This window comes from Pseudomonas sp. NBRC 111132, from assembly GCF_001320565.1.
In the GTDB taxonomy this organism is placed as follows: Bacteria; Pseudomonadota; Gammaproteobacteria; order Pseudomonadales; family Pseudomonadaceae; genus Aquipseudomonas; species Aquipseudomonas putida_P.
The window spans coordinates 28,095-47,403 of the sequence record NZ_BCBI01000012.1; the positions used below are offsets into that span (position 1 = coordinate 28,095).

The window sequence follows — 19,309 nt, forward strand, 5'->3', positions numbered from 1 at the left end:
GCGACAGGCGGAGGATTGACAACCCGTATGTCACGGGGAATACTCACGAAAAATTCATATATATGTTTATATAACAAGACGAGAGCGAGACCCATGCACCCATTGACCGGTGATGCTCGACTGCCCCGCTACCAACAACTGCGCGACCACATGGTCGATCAGATCGCCAACAACCGCTGGCGGCCCGGCGAAGCGATCCCGACCGAAGCAGCCTTGGCTTCCGAATTCGATATGTCGGTCGGCACCGTGCGCAAGGCCGTCGATGTGCTGGTGGCCGAAGGCGTGCTGGAGCGCCAGCAGGGCCGCGGCACTTTTATCCGCCGCCCACAGTTCCAGTCTTCGCTGTTTCGCTTCTTCCGCTTCGAGGCTGCCAATGGCGAGCGCGTGGTGCCAGAAAGCCTCATCCTGTCCATCGAGCCGCTGGCGGCGCCATCGGCGGTGGCTGAGGCCCTGGGCCTGGCGCTCGAAACCGATGTGATCCGCATCGTTCGTACCCGTCTGCTTGGCGCCCAGCCCGTGCTGGCGGAGGAAATCTGGCTGCCGCGCCAGACCTTCCAGCCGTTGCTGGATGTGGAGTTGAACAGCAAGGGCCCGCTGCTGTACCCGATCTACGAAGAACTGTGCGGCCAGGTAGTCGCCTACGCCGAAGAGACCCTGACTGCCGAAGCGGTCGACGCGGTGCATGGCCGCCTATTGCAACTACCAGTCGACAGCCCGGTGGTGGTGATCGAGCGCCTGGCCCGTGACTACGCCGGCCAGCCGCTGGAATGGCGCCGCTCGCGCGGCCATGCGCAGCACTTCCGCTACCGCATCGACATCCGCTAAGCCGGCCGCTTCACCCCCGTTACCCGTCTGCGCCGCTTTGCCACGGCGCAGTGGCTTCGCCTGCCCGCAACACACTAGAAGGATAACAATCATGTTCAGTTGGTATCGCCAGATCACTTCACGGGAACGCAAGACGTTCTGGGCCTGCTTCGGCGGCTGGTCGCTCGATGCGCTGGAAGTGCAGATGTTCGGCCTGGCTATCCCTGCGTTGATCGCTGCGTTCTCCCTGAGCAAGGGCGATGCCGGCCTGATCAGTGGCCTGACCCTGGTGACCTCGGCAATCGGTGGCTGGCTGGGCGGCACGCTGTCCGACCGTTACGGCCGTGTGCGAACCCTGCAATGGATGATTCTCTGGTTCTCCTTCTTCACCTTCCTCTCGGCATTCGTCACCGGCTTTTACCCGCTGCTGTTCGTCAAGGCCATGCAAGGCTTCGGCATCGGTGGCGAATGGGCGGCCGGCGCGGTGTTGATGGCCGAAACCATCAACCCGAAATATCGTGGCAAGGTCATGGGCACGGTACAGAGCGCCTGGGCCGTGGGTTGGGGCCTGGCGGTGGCGCTGTTCACGTTGATCTACTCGCTGGTGCCGCAGGAATTCGCCTGGCGGGTCATGTTCTTCGTCGGCCTGCTGCCGTCACTGCTGATCATCTGGGTACGCCGCAATGTGCCCGAGCCGGACAGCTTCCAGCGCCTGCAGAAAGAAAACGCCATCCCCACCAGCTTCCTGCAGTCGATGGCTGGCATCTTCCGCCCGGAACTGCTGCGCGTGACCCTGCTGGGCGGCTTGCTCGGCCTGGGTGCTCACGGTGGCTACCACGCGGTGATGACCTGGTTGCCGACCTTCCTCAAAACCGAACGCAACCTTTCAGTGCTGAACTCCGGCGGTTACCTGGCGGTGATCATCCTGGCCTTCTGGTGCGGCTGCGTGGTCAGTGGCCTGCTGATCGACCGCATTGGGCGCCGCAAGAACATCCTGCTGTTCGCGCTGTGCTGCGTGCTGACCGTGCAGGCCTATGTGTTCTTCCCGCTGACCAATACCCAGATGCTGTTCCTCGGCTTCCCGCTGGGCTTCTTCGCTGCCGGCATCCCGGCCAGCCTGGGCGCGTTCTTCAATGAACTGTACCCAGCTGATGTGCGCGGGGCCGGGGTGGGCTTTTGCTACAACTTTGGCCGCGTGCTGTCGGCGGTATTCCCGTTCCTGGTCGGCCACATGAGTGAGTCGATGTCGCTGGGCAGTGCCATTGGCATCGATGCTGGCATTGCCTATGGCGTGGCGGTGATCGCTGCCCTGTGCCTGCCGGAAACCCGTGGCCGTAACCTTGAATCTGCACCCGCGCCGGAAATGGCCGGTGCTGCTGCCAAGTAACCTGACCTTGTTTGTATGAGAACCATGCCCGACGCTCCTGCTTTACACCTGACTGCCATCGACAGCCACGCCCACGTATTCAGCCGTGGGTTGAACCTGGCCAGCGTGCGGCGTTACGCGCCCAGCTACGATGCGCCGCTGGGCGACTACCTGGGCCAGTTGCTGGCCCATGGTTTCAGCCATGGCGTGCTGGTTCAGCCCAGCTTCCTCGGTACCGACAATCGTTACCTGCTCAGTGCCTTGCAGACCGTGCCGGGGCAATTGCGCGGGGTGGTGATGCTGGAGCGAAATGTCGAACGGGCGAGCCTGGACGAAATGGCAAGGTTGGGCGTGAGGGGTGTGCGCTTGAACCTCATGGGGCAGGCCTTGCCTGACCTGACCGGCGCCGAATGGCGGCCTATGTTGGAGCGCATTGGCGAGCAGGGCTGGCACCTGGAGCTGCATCGGCAAGTGGCCGACATACCGGCGTTGGTGCGGGCCCTCGAACCCTATGGGCTGGACATCGTGATCGACCATTTTGGCCGGCCCGATGCCCGCCGTGGCCTCGGCCAGCCGGGGTTCGCCGAGCTGCTGACCCTGGGCGGACGGGGCAAGGTCTGGGTGAAGGTGTCTGGCATCTATCGGCTGGAAGGTTCGCCCGAGGAAAACCTTTCATTCGCCCGTCAGACGCTATGCGCGCTGGAAGCCCATTACGGGGCGCAGCGGTTGATGTGGGGCAGTGACTGGCCGCATACCCAGCATGAATCGGCAGTGAGTTTCGGCACCGCTGTCGAGCAGTTCGACGCCCTGGGCTGTTCGGCGCAGTTGCGCCGGGCCTTGTTGCTGGATACCGCGCAGGCGTTGTTCGGTTTCGAGTGATGCAGTACCTGTTCTGAAGGCACGGCTTGCCAGTCAACGCATTTCCCATGCAGATTTGTGGCCTGGCGTGCCCGGCGCGCCTCCAATTGAAAAGCCCTCAGGACCATGGACGATGAGTCACTCCTCGCAATTCACCTTGCTCGGCAAGCGGCGTTTCCTGCCGTTTTTCATCACCCAGTCGCTGGGTGCCTTCAACGACAACCTGTTCAAGCAGTCGCTGATTCTGGCGATCCTGTTCAAGCTCAGCCTGGGCGACGGCGACCGGTCGATCTGGGTCAACCTGTGCGCCTTGCTGTTCATCCTGCCGTTTTTCCTGTTCTCGGCACTGGGCGGGCAGTTTGGTGAAAAGTTCGCCAAGGACGCGTTGATCCGCGCGATCAAACTGGCCGAAATCGCGATCATGGCAGTGGGTGCGCTGGGCTTTATCACCAACCACCTGGCGTTGATGCTGGTGGCGCTGTTCGGCATGGGCACCCATTCGGCGCTGTTTGGCCCGGTGAAGTATTCAATCCTGCCGCAGGCCCTGCGTGAGGAAGAGTTGGTCGGCGGCAATGGGCTGGTGGAAACCGGCACCTTCCTCGCCATCCTCGCTGGCACCATCGGCGCCGGGGTGATGATGTCGGCCGACAGCTACGCCTCGGTGGTGGCCGGTGGCGTGGTCGGCACGGCGGTGCTCGGCTACCTGGCCAGCCGCTGGATCCCCCGGGCTGCCGCCGCATCGCCGCAGATGACACTGGACTGGAACATCTTCAAGCAGTCCTGGGCGATTCTGCGCATGGGCTTGGGCCAGCCGCCAGCGGTGTCGCGCTCGATCGTCGGCAACTCGTGGTTCTGGTTCGTCGGCGCCATCTACCTTACGCAGATCCCGGCCTACGCCAAGGACTGGCTGCACGGTGACGGCACGGTGGTGACCCTGGTGCTGACGCTGTTCTCGGTGGGTATCGCCCTGGGCTCATTGCTGTGCGAGCGCCTTAGCGGGCGCAAGGTGGAGATTGGCCTGGTGCCGTTCGGCTCGTTCGGCCTGACCCTGTTCGGCTTGCTGTGGTGGTGGCATTCCGGTGATGTTCCGGCTGCGGCGGCGCCGCACGACTGGCTGGCGCTGCTGGGCATGAGCCAGGCCTGGTGGATCTTGTTGTCGATCGTCGGTCTGGGGGTATTCGGCGGCTTTTACATCGTGCCGTTGTATGCGTTGATCCAGGCCCGCACGGCCGAAGACCAGCGGGCCCGGGTGATCGCGGCCAACAACATCCTCAATGCCTTGTTCATGGTGGTGTCGGCGGTGCTCACCATTGTCCTGCTGGGGCTGGCAGGCTTTACCATCCCGCAGCTGTTCCTAGTGGTGTCGCTGCTCAACATCGCGGTCAACGCCTACATCTTCAGGATCGTGCCCGAGTTCACCATGCGCTTCCTGATCTGGTTGCTCAGCCATTCGATGTATCGCGTGCAGCATCGCGACCTTGAACGCATCCCTGACGAAGGCGCGGCGTTGCTGGTGTGCAACCACGTTTCATTCGTCGATGCGCTGCTGCTGGGTGGGGCTATCCGCCGGCCGATCCGCTTTGTCATGTACTACAAGATCTACAACCTGCCGGTGCTCAACTTCGTGTTCCGCACAGCTGGCGCCATCCCGATAGCCGGGCGTAACGAAGACCTGGCGACCTACGAGCGCGCCTTCGCGCGAATTGCCCAGTACCTGGCCGAGGGGGAGCTGGTGTGCATCTTCCCGGAAGGCAAGTTGACCGGTGATGGCGAAATCGATGTGTTCAAGGGCGGCGTCAACCGCATCCTCGAAGAAACGCCGGTGCCGGTGATTCCGCTGGCCTTGCAGGGGCTGTGGGGCAGCTTCTTCAGCCGCGACCCGGCCAAGGGCTTTTTCAAGCGCCTGTGGTCGCGGGTGACCATTGTGGCAGGCGCCGCCATCCCAGTGGAGGCGGCGCAGCCAGAGTTGTTGCGCGAGCAGGTCAGCCGTTTGCGCGGTAACCTGCGCTAGGGGAGGGGGTTAGCTGGCGCTGACTTTAAGGCCGACCAGGCCGCAGACGATCAGTGCCACGCTGACCAGCCGTACCAGGGCCATCGATTCGCCGAACAGGATGATGCCAGCGATCACCGTGCCCACGGCACCGACGCCAGTCCAGATGGCATAGGCGGTGCCCAGTGGCAGCTCCTTCATGGCCAGGCCCAGCAGGCCAAGGCTGATGACCATGGCGCCGACGGTAAGTACGGTGGGAATCGGCTTGCTGAAGCCGTCGGTGTATTTCAGGCCGACGGCCCAGCCGACCTCGAACAGGCCGGCAAAGAACAGGATGATCCAGGACATGAGTGTGTCTCCATCGTTTGAATGATGGGGCCGTCCCCGGAATGGTCACGCGGTGCGTCGTGAGGTCGTCCTCACAGTGGCCACTATGGTGCACACCTGAAGGTTTCAGGGCAAGCCTGTGCGGGCGGGTTCCACTGCTTCGGTTTCCACCGCCGGCTCATTCATCCGCCGGAACCAGGTGGACAATAGCGCCCCGGAAATATTGTGCCAAACACTGAACAAGGCGCTCGGCACCGCCGCCAGTGGCGAGAAGTGCGCTGCTGCCAGTGCCGCGCCAAGCCCGGAGTTTTGCATGCCCACCTCCAGCGCCAGCGACTTGCGCTGGGCCAGCGGCAGTTTGCACAGCTTGCCGGTCAGGTACCCCAGCAAATAGCCGAAGCTGTTGTGCAGCATCACCACCGCCATGATCAGCAACCCCGACTCGGCGATTTTCGCCTGGCTGGCCGCCACCACCGCACACACGATCATCACGATACTCACCACCGACACCAGCGGCAGCACCTGCACCGCCGCCTGCACGCGGGCACCGAGCAAGCGCTGGGCCAGCACGCCGAGCACGATCGGCAGCATGACAAGCTGCAGGATCGACCAGAACATGTCCATGAAGGACACCGGCAACCAGGCCGATGTCAGGAACCAAATCAGCGCCGGGGTCAGTAGCGGTGCCAGCAGGGTGGTGACCGCAGCGATCGCCACGGCCAGCGCCAGGTCGCCACGCGACAGCCAGACCATCACGTTCGATGCCGTGCCGCTTGGGCAGCAACCAACCAGGATCACGCCCACGGCAATTTCCGGCGGCAGGTGGAACAGCTGGCACAGCAGCCAGGCCATGCCGGGCATGATCACGAAGTGCGCGACCACGCCCAACATCACCCGCCAAGGCTGGCGGGCGAGGGCGGCGAAGTCGTCGAGCTTGAGGGTAAGGCCCATGCCGAACATCACCAGCCCCAGCAGCGGCACAATGGCCACCTTGAGGGCGATGAACCATTGCGGTTGCAGGAAAGCCAGCACGGCGAAAACCAGCACCCACAGGGCGAAGGTATTGCCGACGAAGCGGCTTAAGGCGGCGAGGGCACGCATGGGCAATTCCTTTTCTTTTTATAGCTGTGTGGATTTTATTGGCCCTTTCGCGGGTTTACCCGCGAAGAGGCTGGTGCAGGCAAAAAATCACTTCCAGGCCAGCACCGGTCCTTCAAGAGAACATCAGACCCCTTGCGGAATCTCTTCCCCACCCAGCGCTTCGAACAGCACCGGCAGGAACTCGGCAAAGGTCATCATCATCAGCTGGAAGCTGGCATCGAACTGCTGCGCTGCCTCATCGCCACCGTCCTGCTCGGCCTGCTCCTGCAGCAGCTCTTCGAATTTCAGGCGCTTGATGACCATCTTGTCGTCGAGAATGAACGACAGCTTGTCCTGCCAGGCCAGGGCCAGCTGGGTCACTACCTTGCCAGTGCTCAGGTGCAGCTGGATTTCCTCGCCCGTCAGGTCCTGGCGCTTGCAGCGCACGATACCGCCGTCTTCGGCAGTGTCGCGCAGCTCGCATTCGTCCAGCACATAGAAGCCTTCGGCGGCTTGCTGCGACTTGACCCAGTCGGTCATGGTGGCAACCGGCGCAATTTTTACCGTGGCAGGGCGCACCGGCAGCGAGCCCATCACTTCACGTAGGGTCGACAACAGGTCTTCGGCACGCTTGGCGCTGGCCGAGTTGACCAGAATCACGCCCAGGCGTGGGGCGATGGCGGCGAAGATCATCGAGCGGCGGATGAACGCGCGCGGCAGGAAGGCCTGGATGATCTCATCCTTGATCTGGTCGCGTTCCTTTTTATAGACCTTGCGCATTTGCTCGGTCTCGATCTCTTCGACCTTTTCCTTGACCGCGTCGTTGACCACGCTGCTAGGCAGGATACGTTCTTCCTTGCGTGCGGCAATCAGCAGGTACTCGCCGCTGACATGCACCAGGGGAGCGTCTTCGCCTTTGCCGAACGGCGCGACGAAACCGTAGGTGGTCAGCTCCTGGCTGGCGCATGGGCGGGCCGGCTTGCTGGCCAGGGCGGCTTCCAACGCTTCAGGCTCGAACGGAACTTCCTGGGTCAGGCGGTAGGTCAGCAGGTTCTTGAACCACATGAGGGGCAATCTCTCCTTAATGCATAAGGCGGGCATTATTCTCCGTGCGCTGATCTGAGGCCAGCCCTGTCACAGGGCCAGCAGTGACTAATGCGGGAAAGAAACGCACGCCAACGCTAGGTCTTTGAAAGGCATGAGGTTTTTTTTGAAAAAAGTTTAAAAAGTGCTTGCCAGGGTGTGGGGCCGTCCGTAGAATGCGCGCCACACCGAGACGAAGGGTGATTAGCTCAGCCGGGAGAGCATCTGCCTTACAAGCAGAGGGTCGGCGGTTCGATCCCGTCATCACCCACCACTCGATGTATAGCGCAGCGGTAGTTCAGTCGGTTAGAATACCGGCCTGTCACGCCGGGGGTCGCGGGTTCGAGTCCCGTCCGCTGCGCCATATTCCACTTCCAGGGCCCACTGAACACCCGGAAGTAACAAAGAAAGCGACCTTAGGGTCGCTTTTTTTGTGCCTGTATTTTGCTGTTTGATCCAAGTTTGAAAAAACTTCGATAAGTGCTTGCCAGAGCGCAAAGTCGCCCGTAGAATGCGCGCCACACCGAGAGACATGGGTGATTAGCTCAGCCGGGAGAGCATCTGCCTTACAAGCAGAGGGTCGGCGGTTCGATCCCGTCATCACCCACCACTCGATGTATAGCGCAGCGGTAGTTCAGTCGGTTAGAATACCGGCCTGTCACGCCGGGGGTCGCGGGTTCGAGTCCCGTCCGCTGCGCCATATTCCACTTCCAGGGCCCACTGAACACCCGGAAGTAACAAAAAAAGCGACCTTAGGGTCGCTTTTTTTGTGCCTGCAGTTTCAGCGTCAGCGCTCTTCCTCCCGCAGCGTCAGCACCTCGAACCCTTGCTCGGTCACTGCCACGGTGTGCTCCCATTGCGCCGACAGGCTGTGGTCACGGGTAATCACCGTCCAGCCGTCCTTCATTTCTCGCGTGCCACGCTTACCCTGGTTGATCATCGGCTCGATGGTAAACACCATGCCCGGCTTCAGTTTCATGCCCATGCCGCGCTGGCCAATGTGCAGCACCTCGGGCCCCTCATGCATCTGCTGGCCAATGCCGTGCCCGCAATACTCGCGTACCACGCTGTAGCCCGCAGCCTCGGCATGGGCCTGCACGGCATGGCCGATATCACCCAGCGTCGCCCCAGGGCGCACCTGCTCGATGCCTTTCCACAATGCGTCGTAGGTAGTGTCGACCAACCGCCGGGCTTCATCGCTGATCGCTCCGATGCCATACATCTTCGAAGAGTCGGCAATGTAGCCGCCCTGTTCCAGGGTGATGTCGACGTTGATGATCGAGCCTTCCTTGAGCACTTCATCGACTTTGGGTATGCCGTGGCACACCACATGGTCCACCGAAGTATTGAGCGAGTAGGGGAAGCCGTACTGGCCTTTGCTCGCTGGCCGCGCCTTGAGTGTATCGACGATGAATGCCTCGGCGCGATCGTTGATCTGCATGGTGGTGACACCGGGGCGGATGAAGCTGTCGAGGTCGGCGAACACCTGGGCCAGCAGTTGGCCGGCGCGGCGCATCAGGTCGAGTTGGGCGGGGGTCTTGATGATCACCTGAGGCATAGGGGGAGGGCAGTTGCTCATGCTGGAATGTGCCCCAGCATAGCGCCTGGGGCTGTGAAGTTGCCACCGCATGGTGCGCAAGATAGGCCACAGCACGGCCTTTGTGGGAGCGTGAGGCGGCTGGCCCATTAATTGCTGACTTACCTCCCATCCAGGGCGGTCAACGTCGACAGCCCACACAACCTCACGACAAAGGCGCCGTGTTGTCCCGCTTGCTTGCGCAAGCCGGAGCAGCCGGCGCCTTTTTGCGTTCCCCACAGGAGCCCGCCCATGGCCAACAGCGAAGTGCGCAGCGTCTGCCCCTACTGCGGCGTTGGCTGCGGCATCGTCATGAGCGTTGCCGATGGCAAGGTCGGCAAGATCAGTGGCGACAAGCAGCACCCCAGCAACTTCGGCCGCCTGTGCACCAAAGGCCTCACCGCACACCTGCCGCTGAGCGCCGCCGGGCGCATGGCTGACGCCTACGTGCGCCAACAACGTAGCCAGCCGCCGGTGCGCACCAGCATGGACCAGGCCATCACCGACACTGCCATGCGCCTGCGCGGCATCATCGACCAGCACGGCGCTGACGCCGTGGCGCTGTACGTGTCCGGGCAAATGTCGCTGGAGGCCCAGTACTTGGCCAACAAGCTGGCTAAAGGCTTTATCCGCACCCGCCATATCGAGTCCAACTCGCGCCTGTGCATGGCCAGCGCCGGCAGCGGCTACAAGCTGTCGCTGGGCGCCGATGGCCCACCCGGCAGCTACCAGGACTTCGAGCACGCCGACGTATTCCTGGTGATCGGCGCCAACATGGCCGACTGCCACCCCATTCTGTTCCTGCGCCTGCTCGACCGGGTCAAGGCCGGGGCCAGGCTGATCGTCGTCGACCCCCGGCGCAGCGCTACCGCCGACAAGGCTGACCTGTTCCTGCAAGTACGCCCAGGCAGCGACATGGCCCTGCTCAACGGCCTTTTGCACTTGCTGCAGCGCAACGGCCACACCAACCCCGACTTCATCGCCCTCTACACCGAAGGCTGGGACGAACTGCCACCCTTCCTCGACGACTATACCCCCGAGCGCGTAGCCGCCATCACCGGGCTGGCGGAGGCCGATATCATCCAGGCCGCCGATTGGATCGGCAGCGCCAGCAACTGGATGAGCTGCTGGACCATGGGCCTTAACCAGAGCATCCACGGCACCTGGCACAGTAACGCCATCTGTAACCTGCACCTGGCCACGGGGGCCATCTGCCGCCCCGGCAGCGGCCCGTTCTCGCTGACCGGCCAGCCCAATGCCATGGGTGGCCGCGAGATGGGCTACATGGGGCCTGGCTTGCCAGGCCAGCGCTCGGCGTTGGTGGCAACGGACCGCGCCTTTGTCGAGCAGCAGTGGCAGCTGGCGCCGTGCAGCCTGCGCAGCGAAGGCGGTGAGGGCACCGTGGCGCTGTTCGAGCAGATGAAGGCCGGAGAAGTGAAAGCCTGCTGGATCATCTGCAGCAACCCGGTGGCCAGTGTCGCCAACCGCCAGCAAGTGATCGACGGGCTGCGCGAGGCCGAACTGGTGATTACCCAGGATGCATTCCTCGACACCGAAACCAACCGCTACGCCGACATCTTGCTGCCGGCCGCGCTGTGGGCCGAAGGCGAGGGTGTGATGATCAATAGCGAACGCAACCTGACGCTGATGCCGCGCGCCGTCCAGCCGCCAGGGCAAAGCCTGCCCGACTGGCAGATCATTGCCCGTGTGGCCTGTGCCATGGGCTACGCCGACGCATTCGACTACCCCGATGCCGAAGCGGTGTACGAGGAAATTCGCCGCTTCCACAACCCGCTGACCGGCTACGACCTGCGCGGCATCGGCTATGCCGAACTGCGTACGCAACCGCACCAGTGGCCCTGTGCGCCGGGCCGTGAACAGGATCGCAGCCCGCTGCGCTACCTCAACGACGGCAGCAGCCAGGCGCTGTTGCTCGATGCCCAGGGGCAGCGGCCGGCACTGGCCTTCCCGACCGCCAGCGGCAAGGCGCGCTTCTTCGCTCGGCCTTGGCTGCCGGCGCCGGAGTTGCCGGATGACGACTACCCCATGGTGCTGAATACCGGCCGCGTGCAGCACCAATGGCACACCCTGACCAAGACCGGCAAGGTGCCGGCGCTGAACAAGTTGGAGCCTGGTCCCTTTGTCGAAATCCACCCCGATGATGCTGCCCGGTTGGGAGTGGCAGAAAAGGACCAGGTGGCCATTCGCTCGCGACGTGGTCAAGCCGTGCTACCGGCGCGTATCAGCGACCGGGTCATGCCGGGCAACTGCTTCGCGCCGTTTCACTGGAACGACCTGATCGGCGAGCAGTTGGCAATCAATGCCGTGACCTGCGATGCGGTCGATCCGTTGTCACTGCAGCCTGCCTTCAAACATTGCGCCGTGGCCCTGGAGCGGGTCGCAAGTGAGCGCATCGATGCCCTTGATCTGAACACTGCCAATCGGGAGCCTGCTCGCATGCCGACCGCCACCCTGTCCCGTCTGCTAGGCCTGGACACCCTGCCGACCCCGGTGCTGGCCGAAGAAGAGCGCCATTACCTGCAAGGTTTCCTGCTGGGCCTGGACCAGGCTCGCGCCGAGGGTGTGCCCGCCCTGCCGGCCAGTGCGCCCCTGGCTGCCAACCGCCGGCTGTTCGTCGACGGTTTGCTGGCCGGGCTGTTCGCCCAGCCTGCCACTGCGCCCCTTGCGGCGCTGGCAGTGCCACTGCATCAGGTGCTGTGGGCCTCGCAGACCGGCAACGGCGAACTGCTGGCCGAACGCTGTGCCGAACGCCTGCGCGGTGCTGGCCTGAGTGTGCAACTCAGTTGCATGGAGGCGGTCAGCCCAAGCCAGTTGCGGGGCGCTGCCAGTGTGGTGTTGATTGCCAGTACCTTTGGCGATGGCGATGCACCCGACAGCGCTGCGGCATTCTGGCAGGCGCTGCAGGGCGAGGAGGGCGCCCATTGCGCCGAGCTGCCCTATGCCGTGCTGGCCCTGGGCGACTCCAGTTACGATCAGTTCTGCGGCTTTGGCCGCAAGCTCGACCTGCGCCTGGCCGAGCTGGGAGGGCGGCGCCTGCTGCAACGGGTGGACTGCGAGCCGGATTTTGACGAAGCCTTTGCGGGCTGGCTCGAGGCATTGCTAGCCGAGCTGGGCAGTGCCACGGCGCCACTACCGGCCAGCGACCCCGCACCCGTGGCGGCCTACAGCAAGCAACAACCCTGGGCTGCCACCTTGCGGGAAAATCGCCTGCTCAATGGCCCCGGTGCCAGCAAGGAAACCCGCCAGCTGGTCTTCGACCTGAGCGGTAGCGGATTCACCTACGCCGCCGGTGACGCCTTGGGTGTGTGGCCGCGCAATTGCCCGGCCCTGGTCGACGAGCTGCTGGCACTGACGCAGCTTGATGGCCAGGCCATGGTCGAGTTGAAAGGCCAGCCTGCCATGCCACTGGCCGAAGCCCTGCAGGCGCATCTGGAAATTGCCAAGGTAAGCCCTCAACAGCTGCAAGCATTTGCAGGCAATGCGCCCGACCTGCAGCGCCTGCTGCAGCCCGCGTGCAAGGCCGAGCTGCAGGACTGGTTGTGGGGCCGGCAGTTGACCGATGTGCTGCGCGCCTTCCCCCAGCAGTTGCCACTGGCCCACTGGCTGGAGCTGCTCAAGCCGTTGCAGCCGCGGCTCTACTCGATCAGCTCCAGCCCGCTGGCGCACCCGGAGCAGGTGCACCTGACGGTTTCCACGGTGCGTTATGGCGAACGTAAAGGCGTGTGTTCAAGCTTCCTTGCTGACCGTGCGCAGGCACTCAAGGTGGCAATTTTCCCGCAGGTGTCGAAGCACTTTCGCCTGCCCGAGGACGACAATGTGCCGGTAATCATGGTTGGCCCTGGCACTGGTATTGCGCCGTTTCGCGCCTTCCTCGAAGAACGGGAGGCGCGGGGGGCGAAAGGCGGTAACTGGCTGTTCTTTGGCGAGCAGTACGCGGCAACCGACTTCTATTACCGGGAACAATTGCAGGCCTGGCAGGCAGGTGGTCATCTACGGCTGGATACAGCGTTTTCCCGCGACCAGGCCGAGAAGATCTATGTACAGCAACGCCTGCGAGAGCAGGGAGCACAGGTATGGCAATGGCTGGAGGCAGGCGCGTATTTTTATGTCTGCGGGGATGCCCAGCGCATGGCCAAGGATGTGGATGCGGCGTTACGTGAAGTCATTGCCGTGCACGGGAAAGTGGATGCGGATGCCTATGTCGAAACATTGAACAAGGCCAAGCGGTATAGGCGCGATGTGTACTGAGCGCACCGGGATGGGCTGTTGTGCACTGTGAATGTGCATACCTGTGCCGGCCTCTTCGCGGGTGAACCCGCTCCTACAGGTACCGTACAAGTCTGCCGACCTTTGGAGATCCCTGTGGGCGCGGGTTCACCCGCGAAGAGGCCGCCACAGGTAAAGCAATTGGCACAGTCCCTGCTTTATCTCCAATACAACAAGCCCCGCTGATCAACGGCGATCAACCCGGGCCCCTACCGTGATGAATACAGGCAAAGGCGCCTGGAGCTTCGGCTCCAGGCGTTTTTTTTTGATCGAGGATCGGCTTATGAAGGCAACAGTGAGCAGCGGGCAACGAGAGCGACTGGTCATCGTCGGCAACGGCATGGTCGGCCACCATTGCGTCGAACAACTGGTCAGCCGTGGCGCCCTGCAGCGCTTCGAGGTGCGGGTGTTCGGCGAAGAGCGCCAACGCGCTTACGACCGCGTGCACCTGTCCGAATACTTCGGTGGCAGTTGTGCCGAAACCCTGGCCCTGTGCGAGCACGATTTCTACAACGCCAACGGCGTGCACCTGCACCTGGGTGAGGCTGTGCTGGAGATCGACCGCGAGCGCTGCGAGGTGGTCACCGCCGAGGGCCGATACGGCTACGAGCAACTGGTGCTGGCCACCGGTTCCTACCCCTTCGTACCGCCGATCGAAGGCTCCAGCGGCAATGCCCGGCTGGTGTACCGCACCCTGGACGACCTTGATGGCATTCGCGCTGCCGCAGCCGGTGCGCGTCGTGGCGTGGTGGTCGGTGGCGGCCTGCTTGGCCTGGAAGCCGCCAACGCCCTCAAGTCGCTGGGCCTGGAGGCCCACGTCGTTGAATTCGCTCCACGGCTTATGCCGGTGCAGTTGGACGGTGAGGGCGGTGCCGCGCTTAAAGCGCAGATCGAGGCGCTGGGCGTGGGGGTGCACCTGTCACGTGCCACCCAGTCGATCAACGACGGTGAAAGCTACCGCTATCGCATGAACTTCGACGGCGGCGAGCACCTGGAAACCGACCTGGTCGTGTTCTCCGCTGGTATCCGCCCACAGGATGCCTTGGGCAGAGCCTGCGGCCTGGAGATCGCCGCGCGCGGCGGTGTGGTGATCGACAATCACTGCCGCAGCAGCGACCCACGCATCTTTGCCATTGGAGAGTGCGCCTCGTGGAACGGCAGCGTTTTCGGCCTGGTTGCCCCAGGCTACGGCATGGCCCGCAACCTGGCGGCGTTGCTGATGGGGGAGGCGGCGGTCGCGTTCACCGGCGCCGACATGTCGACCAAGCTCAAGTTGTTGGGTGTGGATGTCGGCTCGATCGGTGATGCCCACGGCGCCACCCCTGGCGCGCGCAGCTACCGCTTCATCGACGAGGCCAACAGCGCCTACCGCCGGCTGGTGGTGGACGCCAGCGGCAAGCATGTGCTCGGCGCGGTGCTGGTGGGCGACAACAGCTATTACGACACCCTGCTGCAATACGCCCAGAACGGCATTGCCTTGCCGGCCGACCCGGCAGCGCTGATCTTGCCGCAAGGCGGTGGCGCACCGGCCTTGGGCGCTGACGCATTGCCCGACAGCGCGACCATCTGCTCCTGCCACAACGTCAGCAAGGGCGCGGTGTGCGCGGCCATCGACAGCGGTTGCAGCGATCTTGCGGCGGTCAAGGGCTGCACCAAGGCTGCCAGTGGTTGCGGTGGTTGCGCGGCCCTGCTCAAGCAGGTGTTCGAGCATGAATTGACCGCCCGCGGCGTGGCGGTGGACAAGAGCCTGTGCGAGCACTTCGCCTACACCCGTCAGGAACTCTACGGGCTGGTGCGGGTTGAGGGTATTCGCACCTTCGGCGAACTACTCGAACGCCACGGCAAAGGCCACGTTGGCTGTGACATCTGCAAGCCGGCGGTGGGCAATATTCTCGCCTCGTGCTGGAACCAGCCGATCATGGACCCGGCGCTGGTGCCGCTGCAGGACACCAACGACACCTTCATGGCCAACATGCAGAAAAACGGCACCTACTCGGTGGTGCCGCGCATACCGGGGGGGGAAATTACCCCCGACAAGCTCATCGTCATTGGCCAGGTGGCCAAGAAGTACGATTTGTACACCAAAATCACCGGCGGCCAGCGCATCGACCTGTTCGGTGCCCAGTTGCATGAACTTCCGCTGATCTGGGGCGAGCTGATCGAAGCCGGCTTCGAAACCGGCCACGCCTACGGCAAATCGACCCGCACGGTGAAATCGTGCGTGGGCAGCACCTGGTGCCGTTACGGCGTGCAGGACAGTGTCGGCATGGCCCTGCGCCTGGAGGATCGCTACAAAGGCCTGCGCAGCCCGCACAAGCTCAAGTTCGCCGTGTCCGGCTGCACCCGCGAATGTGCCGAGGCGCAGAGCAAGGACATCGGCGTGATCGCCACTGACAAGGGCTGGAATCTGTACGTGTGCGGCAACGGCGGCATGCGCCCACGGCATGCTGAACTGTTCGCCACCGACCTGGACGACGAAACCCTGGTACGCCTGATCGACCGCGTGCTGATGTTCTACATCCGTACCGCCGACAAGCTGCAGCGCACCTCGGTTTGGCGCGAGAGCCTGGACGGTGGGCTGGACTACCTGAAGCAGGTGATCATCGACGACAGCCTGGGCTTGGCCAGCGAGCTGGAAGCGCAGATGCAGCATGTGGTCGACCAGTATGAATGCGAATGGGCCAACGCCCTCAACGACCCGGAGAAGCTCAAGCGCTTCCGCACCTTCGTCAATGACCGGCGTGCCGACCCGGACATGCACTTCGTGCGCGAACGCGAACAACGCCGGCCTGCTGCGCCGCTGCACCTGATTCCAACTATCGAGGAAGCTGTCTGATGAACCTGTCCAATGCTGCTGTGAAAACCCAAGCGACCTGGCAGGTGGTGTGCCGGGTGCAAGACCTGGTGGCCGAGTCCGGGGTGGTCGTGTGGCTGGATGGCACCCAGGTGGCGCTGTTCTACCTGCCGGGGCAGGCCCAGCCGCTGTATGCCGTGGACAACCGCGACCCGCGTTCCGGCGCTAACATCATCGGCCGTGGGTTGGTAGGCAGTGTGCAGGGTGAGTTGGTGGTGGCGGCGCCGTTGTACAAGCAGCATTTCAGCCTGCAGAGCGGCGAGTGCCTGGAGGATGCCGGGCAACAGCTTCGGGTGTGGTCGGTGCGATTCAATGGCGAGGCGGTGGAGTTGGCGGTGGCCTGATGTTCAGCTGCTGCTTGCGGCGATGCGTTAAGCTTGCCGCATGAACCTCGATACCCGCATTAAATACCGCCACCTGCTGTGCTTCCTGGAGATTGCCCGGCAGGGCAGCCTGGCCAGGGCTGCCGACGTGCTTGCGATCAGCCAGCCGGCCATCTCCAAAACCCTCAAGGAACTTGAGGACCTGTTGGAGGCGCGCTTGTTCGCGCGCAGCCGTCAGGGTGTCGAGCTGACCCCCGCCGGGACGCGCTTCATGCGTTATGCCGGGCCCAGCGTGCAGGCCCTGCGCGATGGTGTCAGCAGTTTGCGTGGCGAAGCGCGGGCGCCGTCACAGGTACGTATAGGCGTGCTGTCCACGGTCGAGGGCCTGCTCATGCCCGAGGTGTTGTGCCGCCTGCACCAGCGCCATGACGCGCTGGTGATCAGTGTGGTCACCGGGGTCAGTGCTCAGCTGCTCGGCCAACTGCACCTGGGCGAACTGGAGCTTGTGGTCGGGCGCATGACCGACAGCCCGCAGATCCAGGGCCTGTCGTTCGAGCACCTGTACAGCGAATCGATGAGCCTGGTGGTACGCCCCGGTCACCCGCTGCTGGCCAGCGCGCCGGTGGAGCGAGCCCAGGTGGGGCGTTACCCGTTGGTGCTGCCCCCGGCGGGCACCACCATCCGCCAGCATGCCGACAGCCTGTTTGTGCAATGCGGTATCCAGATGCCGGCGCAGCGCCTGGAAACCTTGTCGCTGGCCCTGAGCCGGCGTTACCTGCTGGGCAGTGATGGACTGTGGGTGGCGCCCCGCGACGCGGTCTTGCTGGACCTGCGCCGTGGCGAGTTGGTCGAGCTCGACCTGGGCGTGCGCGAGCCGGGCGGTTCGGTCGGCATCTGCCGTAACGCCGCCCTGCCGCAAAGCTTGCCTGGGCAATGGGTGTGCGAGGTACTGCGTGAGGTGGCAGGGGAGTATCGCGAGGGTCAATATCCCTGATTGCAGGCTTTTCAGAATCCAGCGAAATAAATCCCTGGTTGGACCGCGCAAAAACGGCACAACGGGTCAATACTGGCCAATGGCTGCAAACGCTCGCATTAATAAGCGTTTAACAACTGAACTTCCTTACTAAAACCCGCTCCTATGCCGGTAGCCATTGGTCATGGCCGCCTGCTAAGCTCGCGGCTTTACCCTGATTGCCCTTATGGCGCATGAACAAGGAAATAGCATGAAACAGCATCGTTTGGCGGCTGCGGTTGCCCTGGTAGGCCTGGTACTGGCTGGCTGTGACCAACAGGCCAGCAGCCCCGAGCTGAAGACTCCGGCGCAGAAAGCCTCCTACGGTATCGGCCTGAACATGGGCAAGAGCCTGGCTCAGGAAGGCATGGAAGACCTTGATTCCAAAGCAGTCGCCCTCGGCATCGAAGACGCCGTCAGCAAGAAAGAGCAGCGCATCAAGGATGAAGAGCTGGTAGAAGCGTTCACCGCATTGCAGAAGCGCGCCGAAGAGCGCCTGGCCAAGGCCAGCGAAGAAGCCGCCTCCGCCGGCAAGAAGTTCCTCGAAGAAAACGCCAAGAAGCCAGGCGTGGTCACCACCGCTTCGGGCCTGCAGTACGAAGTGGTCAAGAAGGCCGACGGCCCGCAGCCTAAGCCGACAGACGTGGTCACTGTCCACTACGAAGGCAAGCTGATCGATGGCAAGGTATTCGACAGCTCCGTAGAGCGTGGCAGCCCGATCGACCTGCCGGTCAGCGGCGTGATCCCAGGTTGGGTCGAAGGCCTGCAGCTGATGCACGTTGGCGAGAAATACAAGCTGTTCATTCCGGCTGAACTGGCCTACGGCGCACAAAGCCCGAGCCCGTTGATCCCGGCCAACTCGGTACTGGTGTTCGACCTGGAACTGATCGCCATCAAGGACCCGGCCCAGCTGCAAGGTGCCGAGCCTGAAGGTGAGGCCCCGGCCGAAGCGCCTGCGGAAGCACCTGCCAAGTAACATTGGCTGGTAGTCGCAAACGCCCCGCACTGACGGGGCGTTTTCGTTTGTGCCGATTGGACGAACCTGCAACAGCTGATACTGTCCGAGGAGATGAAGCGTAAAGATGTAGGACGTTTCTGACGCAAATCGTTTGCGGCTTAGCCAGCCCCGGTGTGAAACGACTGTGTAAAAAACGCCCGATCTGACCGGGACCCTTGCCTGGCAGGCACCGGAGGTCAGAAATATCGCCCTGTTCACAAGGTTATCCACAATAAATGTGGATAACCTTTTCTTCTCGGAGGCTCCATGAGCGCACCCTGGAATTTCGCCCGCTTTCTGCCATTGGCCGAGCGCCTGCTCAGCCGCGGCCGCTTGCCGGCCTTGCTGTTCGCGGTGGCGCGCAAAGGCCCGCGCCTCGGCCAGCTGCGTGAAGATGTGAAGCTGTTACAGTCGCTGTGCCTGGCCTGGTGGCGCGGCGAGTACCGCGCCATCAGCCCTGGGGCGCTGGTCACCATCGTGGCTGGCCTGCTGTATTTCGTCAGCCCCATCGATGCCATCCCCGACTGGCTGCTGGGGGTGGGTTTTCTTGATGACATCGCGGTGCTGGGCTGGGTGCTGAAAACCGTGTCCGACGAGCTGGCGCGCTTCAAAGCCTGGCGCGATAGCCAGGCGCCCGAACGGCTGCGCGTGGTCGAGCGCCTGCCAGCCACCCCGCAGGCGCTGCGGCTGGAACGCAATACGCACTAAGAGCGGCCTGAGCCTTCACTGCACCTCAACTGCACAGACCCCAG

The 19,309-nt window shown here is 63.2% G+C and carries 14 protein-coding genes and 4 tRNA genes; 14 read left to right on the forward strand and 4 right to left on the reverse strand.

Going from position 1 to position 19,309, the window contains the following annotated elements; translation table 11 throughout:
• The first annotated feature begins 93 nt into the window (after positions 1 to 93).
• The 4 genes from APH35_RS08090 (at position 94) to APH35_RS08105 (ending at position 5,039) form a co-directional block, all read left to right on the forward strand.
• Positions 94 to 825 carry a GntR family transcriptional regulator gene (locus APH35_RS08090; protein WP_060514525.1) on the forward strand — a complete coding sequence of 244 codons (732 nt, stop codon included), beginning with the start codon at positions 94 to 96 and terminating at the stop codon, positions 823 to 825.
• A gap of 91 nt (positions 826 to 916) precedes the next feature.
• On the forward strand, positions 917 to 2,191 hold the full coding sequence (locus APH35_RS08095) for an MFS transporter (protein WP_060492609.1): 1,275 nt from the start codon (positions 917 to 919) through the stop codon (positions 2,189 to 2,191).
• Positions 2,192 to 2,215: 24 nt separating this feature from the next.
• Positions 2,216 to 3,049, forward strand: coding sequence for an amidohydrolase family protein (locus tag APH35_RS08100; RefSeq protein WP_012270977.1), 834 nt, complete (start codon positions 2,216 to 2,218; stop codon positions 3,047 to 3,049).
• Positions 3,050 to 3,161: 112 nt separating this feature from the next.
• On the forward strand, positions 3,162 to 5,039 hold the full coding sequence (locus tag APH35_RS08105; RefSeq protein ID WP_060492608.1) for a 1-acyl-sn-glycerol-3-phosphate acyltransferase: 1,878 nt from the start codon (positions 3,162 to 3,164) through the stop codon (positions 5,037 to 5,039).
• A 9-nt stretch (positions 5,040 to 5,048) separates the two neighbouring features.
• Here the strand turns inward: APH35_RS08105 and sugE are convergent, their stop codons facing one another.
• From sugE to rdgC, 3 genes are all read right to left on the reverse strand, one after another.
• The gene (sugE, locus tag APH35_RS08110) at positions 5,049 to 5,366 is read right to left on the reverse strand and encodes a quaternary ammonium compound efflux SMR transporter SugE (RefSeq protein ID WP_012270979.1); all 318 of its coding nucleotides are present in this window, start codon (positions 5,364 to 5,366) and stop codon (positions 5,049 to 5,051) included.
• Between the two features lie 105 nt (positions 5,367 to 5,471).
• Positions 5,472 to 6,446 carry a bile acid:sodium symporter family protein gene (locus APH35_RS08115; RefSeq protein ID WP_060514526.1) on the reverse strand — a complete coding sequence of 325 codons (975 nt, stop codon included), beginning with the start codon at positions 6,444 to 6,446 and terminating at the stop codon, positions 5,472 to 5,474.
• A 123-nt stretch (positions 6,447 to 6,569) separates the two neighbouring features.
• Entirely contained in the window at positions 6,570 to 7,490 is a 921-nt protein-coding gene (gene rdgC, locus APH35_RS08120; RefSeq protein ID WP_003252510.1) for a recombination-associated protein RdgC, read from the reverse strand.
• Positions 7,491 to 7,706: 216 nt separating this feature from the next.
• On the opposite strand from rdgC, the gene APH35_RS08125 reads away from it, so the two are divergent.
• From APH35_RS08125 to APH35_RS08140, 4 genes are all read left to right on the forward strand, one after another.
• Positions 7,707 to 7,782: transfer RNA gene (locus tag APH35_RS08125), tRNA-Val, on the forward strand.
• Positions 7,783 to 7,795: 13 nt separating this feature from the next.
• A tRNA-Asp gene (locus APH35_RS08130) sits at positions 7,796 to 7,872 on the forward strand.
• A 170-nt stretch (positions 7,873 to 8,042) separates the two neighbouring features.
• Positions 8,043 to 8,118, forward strand: a tRNA-Val gene (locus APH35_RS08135).
• Between the two features lie 13 nt (positions 8,119 to 8,131).
• Positions 8,132 to 8,208: transfer RNA gene (locus tag APH35_RS08140), tRNA-Asp, on the forward strand.
• A gap of 87 nt (positions 8,209 to 8,295) precedes the next feature.
• Here the strand turns inward: APH35_RS08140 and map are convergent.
• Positions 8,296 to 9,087 (reverse strand): type I methionyl aminopeptidase, encoded by a 792-nt coding sequence (gene map / locus APH35_RS08145; protein ID WP_374701320.1) that lies wholly within the window; start codon positions 9,085 to 9,087, stop codon positions 8,296 to 8,298.
• Between the two features lie 249 nt (positions 9,088 to 9,336).
• Between map and APH35_RS08150 the strand changes: the two genes are divergently transcribed.
• The 6 genes from APH35_RS08150 to APH35_RS08175 all read left to right on the forward strand — a co-directional run bounded on the left by APH35_RS08150 (position 9,337) and on the right by APH35_RS08175 (position 19,265).
• Positions 9,337 to 13,353: a bifunctional nitrate reductase/sulfite reductase flavoprotein subunit alpha gene (locus tag APH35_RS08150; protein WP_060514527.1), complete on the forward strand. Its 4,017-nt coding sequence runs from the start codon at positions 9,337 to 9,339 to the stop codon at positions 13,351 to 13,353.
• 301 nt (positions 13,354 to 13,654) lie between these two features.
• Positions 13,655 to 16,207 carry a nitrite reductase large subunit NirB gene (gene nirB, locus APH35_RS08155; protein ID WP_060514528.1) on the forward strand — a complete coding sequence of 851 codons (2,553 nt, stop codon included), beginning with the start codon at positions 13,655 to 13,657 and terminating at the stop codon, positions 16,205 to 16,207.
• Entirely contained in the window at positions 16,207 to 16,569 is a 363-nt protein-coding gene (gene nirD, locus APH35_RS08160; protein ID WP_012270985.1) for a nitrite reductase small subunit NirD, read from the forward strand. Before nirB ends, nirD begins: the two co-directional genes overlap by 1 nt.
• Positions 16,570 to 16,609: 40 nt before the next feature.
• Positions 16,610 to 17,542, forward strand: coding sequence for a pca operon transcription factor PcaQ (gene pcaQ / locus APH35_RS08165; RefSeq protein ID WP_060492604.1), 933 nt, complete (start codon positions 16,610 to 16,612; stop codon positions 17,540 to 17,542).
• 229 nt (positions 17,543 to 17,771) lie between these two features.
• A complete protein-coding gene (locus APH35_RS08170) occupies positions 17,772 to 18,536 on the forward strand; it encodes an FKBP-type peptidyl-prolyl cis-trans isomerase (RefSeq protein ID WP_060492603.1) in 765 nt (254 codons plus the stop codon).
• A 288-nt stretch (positions 18,537 to 18,824) separates the two neighbouring features.
• Complete coding sequence (locus APH35_RS08175) at positions 18,825 to 19,265, forward strand: YkvA family protein (protein WP_012270988.1); 441 nt, start codon at positions 18,825 to 18,827, stop codon at positions 19,263 to 19,265.
• The last annotated feature ends 44 nt before the right edge of the window (positions 19,266 to 19,309 follow it).